This window comes from Pseudomonas sp. FW305-7 (assembly GCF_058786735.1).
This window is the reverse complement of sequence record NZ_JBYSZA010000001.1, coordinates 489,568-503,739: the sequence shown is the minus strand read 5'-3', so window position 1 is coordinate 503,739 and position 14,172 is coordinate 489,568. Positions and strand designations below refer to the sequence as shown.

The 14,172-nt window shown below is 58.4% G+C and carries 13 protein-coding genes; 6 read left to right on the top strand and 7 right to left on the bottom strand.

All coding sequences use genetic code 11. The annotated features are described in order from the left end of the window. Positions 1 to 30: 30 nt before the first annotated feature. The gene (sseB, locus tag AC3WMT_RS02400) at positions 31 to 828 is read right to left on the bottom strand and encodes an enhanced serine sensitivity protein SseB (protein WP_103302325.1); all 798 of its coding nucleotides are present in this window, start codon (positions 826 to 828) and stop codon (positions 31 to 33) included. Positions 829 to 1,005: 177 nt separating this feature from the next. Between sseB and AC3WMT_RS02395 the strand changes: the two genes are divergently transcribed. Further along, positions 1,006 to 1,305: a hypothetical protein gene (locus tag AC3WMT_RS02395; RefSeq protein WP_103302324.1), complete on the top strand. Its 300-nt coding sequence runs from the start codon at positions 1,006 to 1,008 to the stop codon at positions 1,303 to 1,305. 167 nt (positions 1,306 to 1,472) lie between these two features. Then, a complete protein-coding gene (locus AC3WMT_RS02390; protein WP_103302323.1) occupies positions 1,473 to 1,988 on the top strand; it encodes a hypothetical protein in 516 nt (171 codons plus the stop codon). A gap of 74 nt (positions 1,989 to 2,062) precedes the next feature. On the opposite strand, the gene AC3WMT_RS02385 is transcribed toward AC3WMT_RS02390, so the two are convergent. Beyond that, positions 2,063 to 4,192 carry a TonB-dependent receptor family protein gene (locus AC3WMT_RS02385; protein ID WP_103302322.1) on the bottom strand — a complete coding sequence of 710 codons (2,130 nt, stop codon included), beginning with the start codon at positions 4,190 to 4,192 and terminating at the stop codon, positions 2,063 to 2,065. 161 nt (positions 4,193 to 4,353) lie between these two features. Further along, entirely contained in the window at positions 4,354 to 5,178 is an 825-nt protein-coding gene (locus tag AC3WMT_RS02380; protein ID WP_103302321.1) for a suppressor of fused domain protein, read from the bottom strand. A gap of 166 nt (positions 5,179 to 5,344) precedes the next feature. Between AC3WMT_RS02380 and AC3WMT_RS02375 the strand changes: the two genes are divergently transcribed. Further along, the gene (locus AC3WMT_RS02375) at positions 5,345 to 5,560 is read left to right on the top strand and encodes a hypothetical protein (protein WP_103302320.1); all 216 of its coding nucleotides are present in this window, start codon (positions 5,345 to 5,347) and stop codon (positions 5,558 to 5,560) included. Between the two features lie 31 nt (positions 5,561 to 5,591). On the opposite strand, the gene AC3WMT_RS02370 is transcribed toward AC3WMT_RS02375, so the two are convergent. Next, positions 5,592 to 8,237: a bifunctional diguanylate cyclase/phosphodiesterase gene (locus AC3WMT_RS02370; RefSeq protein ID WP_103302319.1), complete on the bottom strand. Its 2,646-nt coding sequence runs from the start codon at positions 8,235 to 8,237 to the stop codon at positions 5,592 to 5,594. Positions 8,238 to 8,535: 298 nt separating this feature from the next. Between AC3WMT_RS02370 and AC3WMT_RS02365 the strand changes: the two genes are divergently transcribed. Further along, positions 8,536 to 10,731, top strand: a complete 2,196-nt coding sequence (locus tag AC3WMT_RS02365) for an OsmC domain/YcaO domain-containing protein (RefSeq protein ID WP_103302318.1) — start codon at positions 8,536 to 8,538, stop codon at positions 10,729 to 10,731. Positions 10,732 to 10,865: 134 nt separating this feature from the next. Further along, positions 10,866 to 11,300, top strand: coding sequence for a hypothetical protein (locus AC3WMT_RS02360; RefSeq protein ID WP_103302317.1), 435 nt, complete (start codon positions 10,866 to 10,868; stop codon positions 11,298 to 11,300). Between the two features lie 159 nt (positions 11,301 to 11,459). On the opposite strand, the gene AC3WMT_RS02355 is transcribed toward AC3WMT_RS02360, so the two are convergent. Beyond that, a complete protein-coding gene (locus AC3WMT_RS02355) occupies positions 11,460 to 11,918 on the bottom strand; it encodes a GNAT family N-acetyltransferase (RefSeq protein ID WP_103302316.1) in 459 nt (152 codons plus the stop codon). 82 nt (positions 11,919 to 12,000) lie between these two features. Between AC3WMT_RS02355 and mug the strand changes: the two genes are divergently transcribed. Then, positions 12,001 to 12,513: a G/U mismatch-specific DNA glycosylase gene (mug, locus tag AC3WMT_RS02350; RefSeq protein WP_103302315.1), complete on the top strand. Its 513-nt coding sequence runs from the start codon at positions 12,001 to 12,003 to the stop codon at positions 12,511 to 12,513. Here mug and AC3WMT_RS02345 read toward each other — a convergent pair. Together AC3WMT_RS02345 and AC3WMT_RS02340 are read right to left on the bottom strand one after the other, a co-directional pair. Beyond that, positions 12,510 to 13,004, bottom strand: coding sequence for a PaaI family thioesterase (locus tag AC3WMT_RS02345; RefSeq protein ID WP_103302314.1), 495 nt, complete (start codon positions 13,002 to 13,004; stop codon positions 12,510 to 12,512). The two genes, mug and AC3WMT_RS02345, sit on opposite strands and share 4 nt — an antisense overlap. An 8-nt stretch (positions 13,005 to 13,012) precedes the next feature. Then, complete coding sequence (locus tag AC3WMT_RS02340) at positions 13,013 to 14,170, bottom strand: GGDEF domain-containing protein (RefSeq protein WP_103302313.1); 1,158 nt, start codon at positions 14,168 to 14,170, stop codon at positions 13,013 to 13,015. Positions 14,171 to 14,172: the final 2 nt, after the last annotated feature.

Below are 14,172 nucleotides of genomic sequence, written 5' to 3'. Positions count from 1 at the left end.
CTTTACCGGGACCGGGGTGCGCGGACTCTATCAGCCCTTGCCAAAACCAAATATCGAACGCCACTTGCTCGATTGTTTGCGTTCGTAGAACGGCGTCGTCTGTTTAAGGAAGTAATCGCTAAGCCCTGACTCGCTTTCAGACACGCGATAGAGGTCGACCGGCTCACCGTCAGGAGCGGTATCTCCCGCGACATTGCCTGCCTCGCGCAAGACCAGTTCAATGTCGCCGTCAGCCTCGATGCCGATGATCAGGTGCGGTTTTTCGTCCACCGAGGTGTCGTGCATCAGCGCAAGAAATGCACGCTTCACGTTGCGGTGGCTGGCCAGTAGTTGCGTCAGCGACTGCACCATCTTCGACGGGTACTGGGCCGGTTGCCCGAGCAGCACTTTGGTTTCTTTTTCTACCGTGCGGACTGTCGCCTTTTGGCCGACTTGGTCAGATAGCAGATTGCGTACCTCTTCCGGGAAGAACTCTTTTCCATAAGGCGATTTCGGATTCAGGAAGAGGTGGGTGCCTTGCGTCATCTCGAACAAGGATCTGGCCGGGAGCTCGAGGTAGGACTCCTCGCTGTCTATCGATTTCTGTAGCGTTTGCAGCGAGGAAAAAAACGGGATGACAGAAGTACCGTCCGGTTTTTCCCAATGCGCGATGCTGACTTTGCTGCCGGCCTCCAGATCCGCTGCGCCGTCCTCAGCGTCCGTCGAACCGAGAACGTAGACAGGGGAGTTCAGCAAAATCCGGAAGAACTCAGGCCGATGGGCAGGCTCGTCGGCGGCCAGTCTGAGCGATTGCTCCAGTGAGTTCTCTTGGTGATTCCTGATGTCCATTCGACTACTCCTTAAAATCAGACCTGAACTGGAAGGCAACAACGGACCTTTATTCTGCCTGTCGTCGTTCACAAAAAAAAAGGACCGTCAGCTTCTTGGTAAAGATATTACTAAGTGTTGCCGCAACGCATAGTTGTTTGTTAGATTGCGCGCCTCAAAAATTAACAGGGACGCGTTATGTTTCTTATCTGGCAAGGCTGGGGCATTCTTTCTATTCTGATTCCATTGGTGGGTCTGATTTCTTTCGCCGGACTTCCAAATGGGCTAGGTGTCGGTGTTGGCTTACTGGTTGCCGCTGCAGCTAATGCCTTTATTGGTCACAAGCTGAATAACGCACCGGGCAAAACCTACATTGACCCCGCCACTGGCGGCGAAGTCGTTTTCCGCAAAAAGCACACGTTGTTCTTCGTGCCGATGCAGTACATGTCGGTGCTGATGGTTATCGTTGGGATGTTCGCCTTGCTCAACCTGCACTAAGTACAAAAGGTAAACAGGATGCGCGTGGTCTTTCATGACGGCCACGCGCTCTTTGCGATCGTCCCTGTCAGGGTTTCCCTGATCGCTTAATGAACTCAGCGGTGGCAGAATTTCTCCCCGTGACCCTGATCTATCGGGCGCCGCGACCTTGAAAGCGGGTCTGATCCATGAATTCCTCTCATTGCGTTAGTGTCTTCTTGATGCTGCTCTGCGCCGGGTGCGCCAAAACACCTGTCATACCTCCAGCCGAACTTGCGCTGTTGTCTTTCGAGAAAAGCGCCAATAATTCTTTTATTGTGAATTTCAGCTCGACCGTGAATTTGTTGATTGCTTTCAATCATTACGAAAGATCCAATCAACTCAATCCGACATTGATCTGTTCATTAGACGGAGATATGGAGTTCTCATCAGAACACGCTATCAACGTAAAAGCCGAAGGTCGTGTCGAGGAAAACAGCGAGAATCCATCCGGCTATGAATTCACCACTGAGCTTCTTTTCTATAATGTCAGACACGACGGAACTCAACACGATCTGAATGACTACGAAGCCATCAGGCCTTTACTGATCAAGCAGTCTTTTATTCCGTGCAAAGTGCGTATTACGGCGTATGGCTACAAGGCTTATTACACCCAGACGCTGCTGATCCCGAGCACGCTGATGCAGGAACGAATGTTTCGCTGAGTTAAACGTTTCTGGGCGACTGCGATCTTCTGAAAATCGCAGCGTCGGCATGGATACCGCGCCGAGCAGTGCCCTCAGAGCAAACTCCACGACACCCCGACATACACCCCCATTCCCTCACCCGGTGTAGACCGCGCGGCATCCAGCCCCTTGTCGTCATACCCCGGCGTCACCGTTGCCGCGTAGTGCTTGTTGGTCAGGTTGCGCAGGTCCAGCCAGGTCTGCCAGTCGCCCTTCGGTGCGTTGTAACCCAGCGTCGCGCCAAATAGCGCGTACGGATCGGCGTAGTAGCTATTGGCGTAATCCACGGCAACTTTCGACACCAATTGGGTATTCATCGCCGCAAAGAATCCTTGCGGCCAGTCGTAGCGTAATTCGCCCTGGTAGTAGTGCATCGGCAATCCCGGCAGGCGGTTATCACTGAAGCGATCATCATCGCGGTAGTGGAAGTCGCTGAAGGTATACGCCTGACGCAGGCTCAGTTGGCGGCCGTCATCGGCTGACCAGAGTTTGCTGTTCAAACTGGCTTCGACGCCTTGATGTACGGTGGGGCTGGCGTTGAGCTCATAAGGCGTGACCGTGTTGGCGTCGGGCAGCACGGAAAGCAATTCGTGACGCACCTGCGCGTAATACCAAGCCAGGCTCCATTCGCCGAATGCGCTGTTGCCGCGACCACCGAGTTCGAGGGTGGTGGCAGTCTGGTTTTGCAGTTTGATCGGATCGCGCTGAGTGCCGGTCGCCGCACCGCTGCCGGTCGGGAAGCGCACGTTGGAGCTGTAGATCAGCGACCACGGGTGCGGAGCTTCGACCGAACGGCTGAGGTTGCCGAATACTTGCAGATCAGGCGTTACCTGATAACGCAGGCCCAGGCGGGGGGCGTAGTCCCAGTCGTTCATGCTGGTTTTGCCGCCGCTTTGCGGGTAGGTGACGGCACTTTCGCGACGGGTGTAGATGGCGGCGAGGCCGGTGGTCAGCCACAGGTCGTCAGCGATTTCCAGATCGTTGCCAAAATGCAGGACAGTGTCCGAGCCCTGATAAGTGAAGTTGCGCATATGCGTGCCCGGTGCATAGCCAGATGTGTTGGGCGCGGTAGGAATGCGCACCAGTTCGCTCGCGCCGTCGTTGGGCAAATGTTTGGTTACGCGCACGCCCACATTGCTACGGCTTTCCATGCCCCACAAGGTGTCGCGGCGCTTGTAATCGAAGGTGCCGCTGACATCGGTGTAGGCCACCTTCAGGCGGTTGGGGCCTTCGCGCAGGTCCATCGGATAGTCGTGGTAGACGAGGCCGGTCTGAATACTCGAATCGTCGTCGATGTAGAACGTGGTTTTGTTGCCGATGAAGGTGCTGCCCGGTTGTTTGCGGCTGTCGTCGCGGGATACATAAGCCGGGTTGGCCGCGCGCGGGTCATGTTCGATGGAATGCTTGGTCACGCGCCCAGCGAGGTCGTTGTCAGTCTGGCGATAACGAATATAGAAGCGTGTTTCCAGGTTCGGGTTGAAGCGATAACCGAAGTTGGCGATCACGCCCTGGCTCTCGCTGGCGGTGTGATCCTGATAGCCGTCGGCGTTCGAATCGGTCAGCGACACGTAGTAATCGAAGTCGCCCAGCACCTGCCCGGAACTCACCTGACGCTGCTGATAACCATGGCTGCCGGTGGCGTAACGCACTTGCAGTTTCGGCGCGTCGTAGCCGGTGTGGCTGACGTAATCGATAGCGCCGCCCAAGGCCAGCGAGCCACGATCAAAGCCGTTGGCACCGCGCAGCACTTCCACATGGTCGACCCACAGTGGTTCAAGCAATTCGTAAGGCGTGCCGCCGGGGCCGGTCAGCGGCAAGCCGTCGAGCATCGTGTACAACCCCGAAGCATGCGCGCCCGGTGCCCGATTGATGCCCGAGCCGCGAATCGAAATCTTCACCCCTTCGTTGCCCGCCGATTGCGCATAGACCCCCGGCTGATAGGCCAAGACATCCTGATTGCTCGCCACGCGGCCCTGCAACGGCTGGCGCATATCGACCACGTTGGTGCCCCCGGGCACTTGCTCGAGCCGGGACTTGGCGTCCTCGACTGCCGCGTCCGAGCCGCTGCGATCCTCGGCCGAAATCAGCACTTGTCCCAGTTCCAGACCTTGAGTCTCAGCCATCGCCGGACAGGCAAGGGCCAGGCCCAGCAGGGCAGTGGGCAGGGATTTGGTCGCGGACATCGAGAAAACTCCAGGCAGACAGGGGCGGGCAATGAACATTGCGACGTAAGAAAGAACGAAGGAAACACATGGGAATTTGCTTTCTGCCGGTAAATCCGACACGCGCAGCCAGCTCACTGCGCGGTGGCAACAACGCTACTGCGGGCCAGCGACGCGCCGGGTCACACCACGCTGGCGCGATCAAGACGGCTGATATGCCCGACACCGGCTTCCTTCAGGCGGGCAACCAGATCATCTCGCGCGCTTTGCCCACCCGTACGGATGTATTCGAGCTCGGCAGCGGTGATCAATGTCACGCAGACCAGTCTGACCGGCGACAAAGGCATGTCATCGATGCGGGTGGAGAAATCCGGCTCGGGAGCGCCAATCACCATGCCGGTCATGTCGTCGTCGGTGACGAAATGCGCGGGCAGTTGTTCGCTCATGTAATCCGATTTGCTGAAGCCCGGAATTTCATACGACATCGAACCGTATTTCTCCAACCGATGGACCAGCCCGCCAGCGTGCGCCACTTCGGCCGCGAGGTGTTTCAACAGCTCGAATGCCCAACTGCGCTGGAAGGGGTCGACGTCACCCGGCGCGCCGAGCGCATGCTCGGGAATGTCCGATGTTTCGATGAACAACTCCATCTCGAAACCATTGCCCATGCCTTCGGCGCCATCGAACGGGTCTGACATGCCTTCGGTCGTGAGGATGATCGAGTCACCACGACGCACCACGCGGTAGGCTTGCCGGGTTGATGGCCAGTCGGGGCCGCCCATGAAACTCGGGCTGATCATGTAACCAAGGACGTCTTTTTCGCTGGTCCCGATAGCATTCCAATGCCGATCCAGGGCTTTCTGGCTGGCTTCACGCTCGGCGAAGTTGGCTTTTTCAGCCTCGCTCAGGTCGTCATAACCGAACGACTCGATGTGCTCTTCGGCGTGTTCCGGGGCCTGAATGGCAGGTTTTTTCGATGAGGTGAACAGCTTTTTGAAGAAGTTCATGCGCGTTCCTTGCGGGCTTGGTGTGCAGCGTCGGGGGAGGGGGCGAATGATACAGAGCGCCGGATATGTGAGGAAGATCACAGGTGCGGTAATCCGCCCGTCGACTGCGCTGAACCTCCGGGAGGACGTTTCTTTCTACCGAGTGAGTCCTTCACGAGAAAAACCTATGTTCGATCAGCGCAAGAAAGAATTACTGGCGGCATGGCGCAAATTGGCGACGCAGTCGCAACTGCGGATGGACCCGGAGGAGCAGTATGACGAGTTGCTCAAGGCAGCCGATGAAATGGAGGAGCAGGGACTGATCACCAGCGCCGAATGGCGGCAACTGGTGCGGGATGCGGGCAGCGTGTTCCGGGGCGATGCGGATCAGACACCCGGCTGAAACGGCCCATGCGAATACCGGTTGATCGGCGTTATAAACCCTCCAGATTAAGGCCGCTGCGAGAGCGGTCTTTTTTTGCTTTCGGCTTCGCCGGCTGTGCGCTTCTCGACGTTTGCAACAGGCGTGCGAACGCCGCTTTGTCGATCGGGCGGCTCATGAAATACCCCTGCACTTCATTGCACTGATCCACGCCAAGAATATCCAGTTGCTCTTCGGTTTCGACGCCCTCAGCGGTGACCGTCAGGCCCATGGCTTTGCCCAGACCAATGATGGCTTGCACCACCGCCCGGTCATTGGCGCCGCTGCTGATCGAGGCGATAAAACGCTTGTCGATCTTGATCCCGTCGAACGGATATGCACGCAGGTAACCCAGTGACGAGTAACCGGTGCCAAAGTCGTCCATGTTCAGGCGCACCCCCAGTTCTTTCAGCGCATTCATGGTGGTCAGCGCGCCGTCGGTATCGTTGAGCATGACGTTTTCGGTGATTTCCAGCTCCAGGCGACTCGCCGGAAAACGTGTGGCAACCAGCACTTCGCGGACATCCTCAACTACGTCGGTCACGGCAAACTGCGCCGGGGAATGGTTGACCGACAGCAGAATGTCTTCCGGCCAGCTCAGTGCCGTCTCACACGCTTCGCGCAGCACCCAGCGACCGAGCGGGACGATCAGGTCGGTCTGCTCCGCCAGCGGGATAAACAGGTCCGGCCCAAGCAGGCCCTTGGTTGGATGTTGCCAGCGCACCAGTGCCTCGACCGAGACAATCTGCTTGCCGTCGACCTTGTAGCGCGGTTGATAGTGCAGGACGAATTCGTTGTGCTTGAGCGCGTGGCGCATATCGTCCTCAAGTTGCCGGCGCGTCTGGATCTGGTCACTCATGTGCGCTTCGAAATAACACCAGGTGTTCTTGCCCTCGGATTTGGCCTGATACAGCGCGATGTCGGCGTAACGGATCAGCTCGCCGGGGGCGAAACCGTGGCGGCGACTGAGGGCGATGCCGATACTGGCGCCGATGTGCAGCGGATGATCCTCGAAGATCACCGGTTGGTGCAGGCTGCCGATCAGGCGTGTGCAGAACTTGTCGATTTCGTGGCGGCTGTCCATACCGTTGAGCACAACGACGAATTCGTCGCCGCCGAGACGGGCGACAATGTCGTCGTCGCGGGTGCATTCACGCAGGCGGGCGGCGACTTCTTGCAGCACTGCATCACCGGCAGGGTGGCCGAGTGAGTCGTTGATCGGTTTGAAGTTGTCCAGATCGATCATCAACAATGACAGCGCTGGCGCGTGCTCGCGAAGCATCAGTGCCTCATCCAGATAACGCGCCAGTTTGTTGCGGTTGGGCAGGCCGGTCAGGGCATCATGCATGGACAGGTGCTGGATCTGTGCATGGGCGGCGACTTCGTCGGTGATGTCGCTGGCGGTGCCGCGATAACCGATGACGGCATGCTTGTCGAAGATCGGGCGCGCGGAGAGGCGACAGTGACGTTGCTGGCCGGAATGGTCGCGGTAGGTGCAACGCAAGTCGCTGGCATGGCCTTCTTCAGTGAGTTTTTTCAGCCACAGTTCCAGCGGCGTGGTGTCGCAGAACAACAGTTGGCTGATGCCTTGACCTAGCCAGAAGGTTTGCGGATAACCGGTCACTTCACTGAACCGTGCCGATAAATAGGTCAGCGACAGATCCCGATCAACTTCCCAGATCCAGTCCGAAGCGGCTTCTGCCACCGCACGAAAACGTTCTTCACTGGCTTCAAGTCCACGGTTGGCACTTTCCAGCGCCAGATTCGAGCTCTGCATCACTGCAAAACTTTTGTCGACGTATTGCGATGAGCGCAAGGCGTGGCGAAAGAAGTACGCGGTCAGCAACATCAGCACCACCATTGTTGCGCCGAGGGTAGGCAGCAATGACCACAATAACTGGCGCCCCGGGCGTTCCAGATCTGCAATCAGGCTGTAACCCGTGTTGTCCAGCGATACCCGAGGTCGGGCCGGATCAAGGGTTTCATCCAGTGCCAGAGTCAGGTTGTTCAAGCCATAACCGCTGCCGATCTTGCGCAGCTTGGTCGGGGTGAGCTTCTCGACGAACACCAGCACCGAGGCTTTCTGCGCGGGGTCCAGTGGCCGTTCATCGTTGGGCAGGATCGTCGCCGCCGAGACCAGTGCCGGCCAGCCCTCGAACAGTGCGTAGTTGCTGACGGCCTGGGTCAGATCGCTCTGGCTTTGCACCTGATCCAGCAGCGACGCGGCACTGGCCCCGAGAAACGCGGAGATGTCCGAGTCGAGCATTTGCCCACGAACCACCGCGTATTTGGTCCGCTCGCGATCCAGCACAAACACGCCGTCATAGCCGTCCGTGGTGAACAGGGTTTTGCCGACATTTTGCTCGGTATAGGCCCAGTTCGTGTCGACCTGATCGCCGAGGTGCTCATACGCCGTGGTCCAGTTGGCGTAACTGGTGATGTAGTTTTTTGACGCAGTGATGCGGTTTTCCACGGCGCGAGCGGAATAGAACCGGGTTTTGTTGATTTCTTCGCTGTCGAGCCGGTTGGCGATACCGAGCAGGGCAACGGTCGCAGCAATCACGCCCGTAACAAACAGTGCGCCGAAGGCGACCGCCAGGCGCCGGGTGACGGCGCTTTGCCGGGGTGGAGCAGGCGCCGCATAACTGGAAATATCCATTCGCTCGTCCTTGATCCGCAGTCTTCTGAATCTGGAACAGTGGCGCGTGCACAATGTTCAGATTCTTTTTCGCGATTGCATTGATCCGAATCTGTAGAAGCGTAGTGAACCCGACGAGTCTTTGCCTTGGCGTGTTTGCAACAATTGACGACTGACCCGCAAAACTCGCTGCGGGCATGCATCTGCGGCCCGTAAACCGCGTGGCGCCGGTCAGCGGCGATTCCCGAAAGCACAAGACTTCCCGCTCAAAAACCGGATAATGGCCGCCATTCGTTTAGCCGTATTCTGGTAATCCCGCATGGAAATCAAGGTCAACTTTCTCGACAACCTTCGACTTGAAGCCAAGTTCGACGACTTCACGGTGATCGCCGATCAGCCCATTCGCTACAAGGGCGATGGCTCGGCACCGGGACCGTTCGATTACTTCCTGGCGTCGTCGGCCTTGTGCGCGGCTTACTTTGTGAAGTTGTACTGCGACACGCGCAACATTCCCACTGAAAACATTCGCCTGTCGCAGAACAACATCGTCGACCCGGAAAACCGCTACAACCAGATCTTCAAGATCCAGGTCGAGCTGCCGGCGGACATCTCGGAAAAGGATCGCCTGGGCATCCTGCGCTCCATCGACCGTTGCACCGTGAAGAAGGTCGTGCAGACCGGTCCCGAGTTCATCATTGAAGAGGTGGAAAATCTCGACGCCGATGCTCAGGCGCTGTTGATGCCGCATTCCACTTCAGAAGCGGGCACTTACATCGCCGGCAAGGATCTGCCGCTGGAGCAGACCATCGCCAACATGTCGGGGATTCTCGCCGACCTGGGCATGAAGATCGAAATCGCTTCGTGGCGCAACATCGTGCCGAACGTCTGGTCGCTGCATATCCGCGACGCGCACTCGCCAATGTGCTTCACCAACGGCAAGGGCGCGACCAAAGAGGGCGCGCTGGCCTCGGCGCTGGGCGAGTTCATCGAGCGGCTGAACTGCAACTTCTTCTACAACGATCAGTTCTGGGGCGAAGAGATCGCCAATGCCGAGTTCGTGCATTACCCGGACGAGCGCTGGTTCAAGCCCGGCCCGAAAGACGCGCTGCCAACCGAAATCCTCGACGAATACTGCCTGGGCATTTACAACCGCGATGGCGAGCTGCTCGGTTCGCACCTCTACGACACCAACTCCGGCAACACCCAGCGCGGCATCTGCTCGCTGCCGTTTGTGCGCCAGTCCGACAATGAAGTGGTGTACTTCCCGTCCAACCTGATCGAAAACCTGTTCCTCAGCAACGGCATGAGCGCTGGCAACACGCTGGCCGAAGCGCAGGTGCAGTGCCTATCGGAAATCTTTGAACGCGCGGTCAAGCGCGAAATCCTCGAAGGTGAAATGGCCCTGCCGGATGTGCCGCAGGCAGTGCTCGAGAAGTACCCGAGCATTCTGGCCGGTATCAAGGGTCTGGAAGAACAGGGCTTTCCGGTGCTGGTCAAGGACGCGTCGCTGGGCGGTGAATTCCCGGTGATGTGCGTGACCCTGATGAACCCGCGCACCGGCGGTGTGTTTGCCTCGTTTGGCGCGCACCCAAGCCTGGAAGTGGCGCTGGAGCGCAGCCTGACCGAATTGTTGCAGGGTCGTAGCTTCGAAGGCCTGAACGACTTGCCGCAGCCGACTTTCTCGGGTCAGGCTGTAACCGAGCCGAACAACTTCGTCGAGCACTTCATCGACTCCAGCGGTGTGGTGTCGTGGCGCTTCTTCAGTGCCAAGCCAGACTTCGAATTCGTCGAGTGGGACTTCTCCGGTCAAGGCGAAGACTCCAACGCCGAAGAAGCCGCAACACTGTTCGGCATCCTCGAAGACATGGGCAAAGAAGTCTACATGGCGGTCTATGAGCACATCGGTGCCAAGGCCTGCCGGATTCTGGTGCCAGACTACTCGGAGATCTACCCGGTCGAAGACCTGATCTGGGACAACACCAACAAAGCCCTGCAATTCCGTGCCGACATCCTCAACCTGCACAGCCTGAGCAAAGTCGGCCTGCGTAACCTCGCCCAGGGCCTGGAAAACAGCGAACTGGACGATTACACCGAAATCACTACGCTGATCGGCGTCGAGTTCGATGACAACACGCCGTGGGGCAAGTTGACCATCCTCGAACTGCGCCTGCTGATCTACCTCGCCTTGCAGAAGTACGATCAAGCGAAAGACCTGGTCGAAGCCTTCCTGCAATACAACGACAACACCGTCGAACGCGGCTTGTTCTATCAAGCGGTGAACGTGGTGCTGGAGATGGAACTGGACGAGGACCTGGTGCTGGCTGACTACGAAACCAACTTCCGCCGCATGTTCGGCGACGAGCGCATGGACGCGGCCATTGGTTCGGTAAACGGCAGCGTGCGCTTCTATGGTTTGACGCCGACGAGCATGAAGCTGGAAGGACTGGACCGGCATCTGCGCTTGATCGAGAGCTACAAGAAGCTGCATTCGGCGCGGGCCAACTTCACGGCCTGAGACCATGAATGGTGCAGGCACTTGTGGCGCTGACTAACTGCGGCGAGGGAGCACACTTCCTCGCCGCAGTGGTGATGCAAGGCTTTCGAAACCCTCTGAATTAATGGAATGCCCTCAGTGATGGAGACACGCAGATGGTTGGAGTAGTGGTGAAGTCGAAGCTGGTCAACTTTCTGGTGACCGGTGTGGAGGTGAATTACGACAGGGTTGGCGCTGTGTATGACATCGTCGGCAGCGGCGATGTCGACGTGTTGGCCCGCGTGATGAAGTCCTTCGAAAAAGCCTACGGTGGTTTGTGGGTGGGCGGGAAAATGCTGCTGACCGAGACGGCGGTTCACCTGAGTGCCAATGTTTTGAACCGCATGGTGCAAAAAGGCTCGCTGGACATTGAGATTCCCCTGGAACTGATTCGCAATGTTTGCAACGAAGGCGGGTTCTTTACCAAAGTCATCCGCCTGGACACTGACGCCGGCAGCGTCAAATTCCGCTGCTACGGTGCAAAGGAGGTCGTTGCGTTGATCGAGCGCTACCAAAAGCTGCATTCGGAGGCAGTCAGGGTGGCGGGTTGAACCCAAACCAGCGAAACACCTGTGACTGAGTACCTGTGGCGAGGGAGCTTGCTCCCGCTGGAATGCGCAGCAGGCCCGCTCTTTATAAGAGAGGCCGTTGCGCACCCCGGCGGGACGCAGCGACGATCCGACAAGCCTTCGCCACAGTTCTGTGTAGCGTCAGGAATGGCCCAGGCGTTTCTCCATGATGATCGTGCGTTCGACACCATGAAACTCATCGCGGATTTTCTCGAAGCCCAGCGAGGCATAAAAGGCTTCGGCGGTAATGGAGGAGGGCACTCGCAGACGCTGTACGCCTTCCTTGATGGCAATTGACTCAAGGGTCTCCATCAGCTTTTTGCCGATTCCGGCGCCTTGATGGCACGGAGCAACAAACACGCTTCTGACCACATCCCGATCAAGACTGGCCGTTGCAACAACGTGCTGATCGATTGTCGCCACAAACATCCGACGTTGATTCAACAACTGCAGGATCGCCGCAGGAGAAAAGCTTTTCTCCACCTGATCGATGATTTCTGGCGAGTAGTGTTGGGCGTTGGATTCACGCAAAGCAGCGACAATGACTTGGCTTATGGCTTGGGCATCGAAGTGGGATGCGAGGCGAATCTGCTGACTCATTGAGATGGCTCCATGGTTTACGCTACCTTCCGTGGCTCTATACGGGGCAATGCCCGAGTGAAAATAGCAAAAAAGGAACGGTATGGCAGGTGAAGGGCTTGAGGACATTCTTGTGAATGAACTTTCGGTGATCTTTTGCGGCATCAATCCCGGCCTGCTGGCCGCCGCACAGGGACATCACTTCGCCGGCCGTGGCAACCGGTTCTGGCGCACGTTGCATCTGGCCGGGTTCACGCCTGAGGAATTACGTCCGGAACACGACCGCAGAATTCTGGACTATCACTGCGGATTGACCGCTGTCGTGGATCGCCCGACGGCGCGAGCGGATCAGCTGTCCATGGATGAATTCAATGCCGCTGCCGCCAACTTCGAGCAAAAGATCAGGCGTTACGCCCCCGGGTTTGTCGCGTTTCTGGGCAAAGCGGCGTTTGCCGCGTTGTCCGGTCAGCGTGAGGTGCAGTGGGGGCGTCAGGACAGCACCTTTGGTGGGGCCGCGGTGTGGGTATTGCCCAATCCGAGCGGGCGCAATCTGGCGTTCACGCAGGAGCAATTGGTGACGGCGTATCGAGCTCTTCGTCTGGCCGTCAGGCCTTAGCGTCCCTGCGCCGACGCTGCCAACTGCGCGGTGTCGACCCGCACAAATACCGAGTCGCCCACCGCTGTCAGCACATCCGCTGCAAACACCTCGCAGATCACCCGGGTCTTGCGCCCGACTTCACCTTCGACTTTCGCCTTCAGGGTCAGCGCTACGCCCATCGGCGTCGGTTTGATGAACTTGATGCCAAGGTTGCCGGTGACGCAGTCGATGCGCGGCAGGGTCCCAGGATCGCGGTTTTCTGCGCGGTAGTGATAAGCCATTGCGGTCCAGTTGGAGTGGCAATCGACCAGCATCGCGATCAGCCCGCCGTAAACCAGTTCCGGCCAGCCGCAGTATTGCGCCTCAGGCAGATGTTCCGCGACAACGTGGATGCCGTCTTCGTGCCAGCGGCTTTTGATGTGCAGGCCGTGCGGATTGCGACCGCCGCAGCCATAGCAAACGCCCTCGGGCGCGGCGCTGTCTTGCAGTGAGGTGTCGAAGCTGGACATGGGGATGCTCATCCTGGAGTGGTGCGCCCGGTCAGGCGAATGCGGTTGCGCCCGCCGCGTTTGGATTCGTAGAGCGCGGCGTCGCCTTGTTCGATCAGTGCGGCGAGACTGGCGGGCGGTGTGTCGAAAATCGTGGCACCGATGCTCAGCGTCACGGCGTCAGGCGTCGGGAATGTCTGTGAAGAGGTTGTCAGGAATTGCTCGCGCAAGGCGTTGCCCAGTTCAACTATGCGTTCATTGGAGGCATGGGCCAACAGGATCACGAACTCGTCGCCGCCCAGACGCGCCGTCAGCGCTTCACGGGGCAGAAGCGCGCGGATCAACTCGCTCAAGGCGATCAGCAAGCGGTCGCCGGCGGTGTGGCCGTACTGGTCGTTGACCAGTTTGAAATTGTCGATATCGATCAGCAACAGAGCGCCGGGACGTTGCGGCGAGGTGTCCTGCAACAGGCGCGGTGCGCGCATTTGGAGGGCGCGGCGGTTGTACAGGGCCGTCAGCGGATCGCGGGCCGCGAGACGGGCGATCTCTTTTTCGCGGCGGTAGCGTTCGGTGCCGGTCATCGACAGCGCAATCAGCATGATCGCCATGGCGCCTTCGACCAGCGAGATCTGAATGATCTCGCCACGAAACGCCGCCAGATCGATGAGCGTGCCGGGAATCATCACGGTCAGCGCTTTGAGAACATAGAAAATCCCGTGGGCCAGCAAGACGTAGCGCAGTTGCACCGCACCGACGCTTAGCGACTTGCCGTGGGGGCGCAGCAGAAAACTCGCCTTGAGTGTCGACAGCGCCACCAGCAGCGAGTTGGCCGCCAGCATCACCTTCGACCACAGCGGTCCTTCCGGCAACACCAGCATGACCAGCCAAATGACAAAGATCAGCGACCAGCCGCGAGACAGGCGTGTCTGGGTGAAGCGTGCAACACCCAGCAGAAACAGAAAATGGGCGGTCACCAGCAGACCGTTGGCGAACCAGATGCCGATCAACACAAAGCCACTGCTGCGCAGCAGGGCAAGGGTTGAACCCACGGTAATCGTGGCGAAACCAGCGCTCCAGAACAGTAGCGAGGGCTCACGAATACTGCGCCACTCGATCGCCAGATACAGCGCCGCGGCGGCGGCGAGGGCGATCGAGATGGTCAACATCGTAGGAGGGTCGAGCGGCATTT

What these genes read in the sequence shown, in the direction of transcription:
- sseB (WP_103302325.1), bottom strand. Translation starts at nt 828, where the DNA reads ATGGACATCAGGAATCACCAAGAGAACTCACTGGAGCAATCGCTCAGA.
- AC3WMT_RS02395 (WP_103302324.1), top strand. Translation starts at nt 1,006, where the DNA reads ATGTTTCTTATCTGGCAAGGCTGGGGCATTCTTTCTATTCTGATTCCA.
- AC3WMT_RS02390 (WP_103302323.1), top strand. Translation starts at nt 1,473, where the DNA reads ATGAATTCCTCTCATTGCGTTAGTGTCTTCTTGATGCTGCTCTGCGCC.
- AC3WMT_RS02385 (WP_103302322.1), bottom strand. Translation starts at nt 4,192, where the DNA reads ATGTCCGCGACCAAATCCCTGCCCACTGCCCTGCTGGGCCTGGCCCTT.
- AC3WMT_RS02380 (WP_103302321.1), bottom strand. Translation starts at nt 5,178, where the DNA reads ATGAACTTCTTCAAAAAGCTGTTCACCTCATCGAAAAAACCTGCCATT.
- AC3WMT_RS02375 (WP_103302320.1), top strand. Translation starts at nt 5,345, where the DNA reads ATGTTCGATCAGCGCAAGAAAGAATTACTGGCGGCATGGCGCAAATTG.
- AC3WMT_RS02370 (WP_103302319.1), bottom strand. Translation starts at nt 8,237, where the DNA reads ATGGATATTTCCAGTTATGCGGCGCCTGCTCCACCCCGGCAAAGCGCC.
- AC3WMT_RS02365 (WP_103302318.1), top strand. Translation starts at nt 8,536, where the DNA reads ATGGAAATCAAGGTCAACTTTCTCGACAACCTTCGACTTGAAGCCAAG.
- AC3WMT_RS02360 (WP_103302317.1), top strand. Translation starts at nt 10,866, where the DNA reads ATGGTTGGAGTAGTGGTGAAGTCGAAGCTGGTCAACTTTCTGGTGACC.
- AC3WMT_RS02355 (WP_103302316.1), bottom strand. Translation starts at nt 11,918, where the DNA reads ATGAGTCAGCAGATTCGCCTCGCATCCCACTTCGATGCCCAAGCCATA.
- mug (WP_103302315.1), top strand. Translation starts at nt 12,001, where the DNA reads ATGGCAGGTGAAGGGCTTGAGGACATTCTTGTGAATGAACTTTCGGTG.
- AC3WMT_RS02345 (WP_103302314.1), bottom strand. Translation starts at nt 13,004, where the DNA reads ATGTCCAGCTTCGACACCTCACTGCAAGACAGCGCCGCGCCCGAGGGC.
- AC3WMT_RS02340 (WP_103302313.1), bottom strand. Translation starts at nt 14,170, where the DNA reads ATGCCGCTCGACCCTCCTACGATGTTGACCATCTCGATCGCCCTCGCC.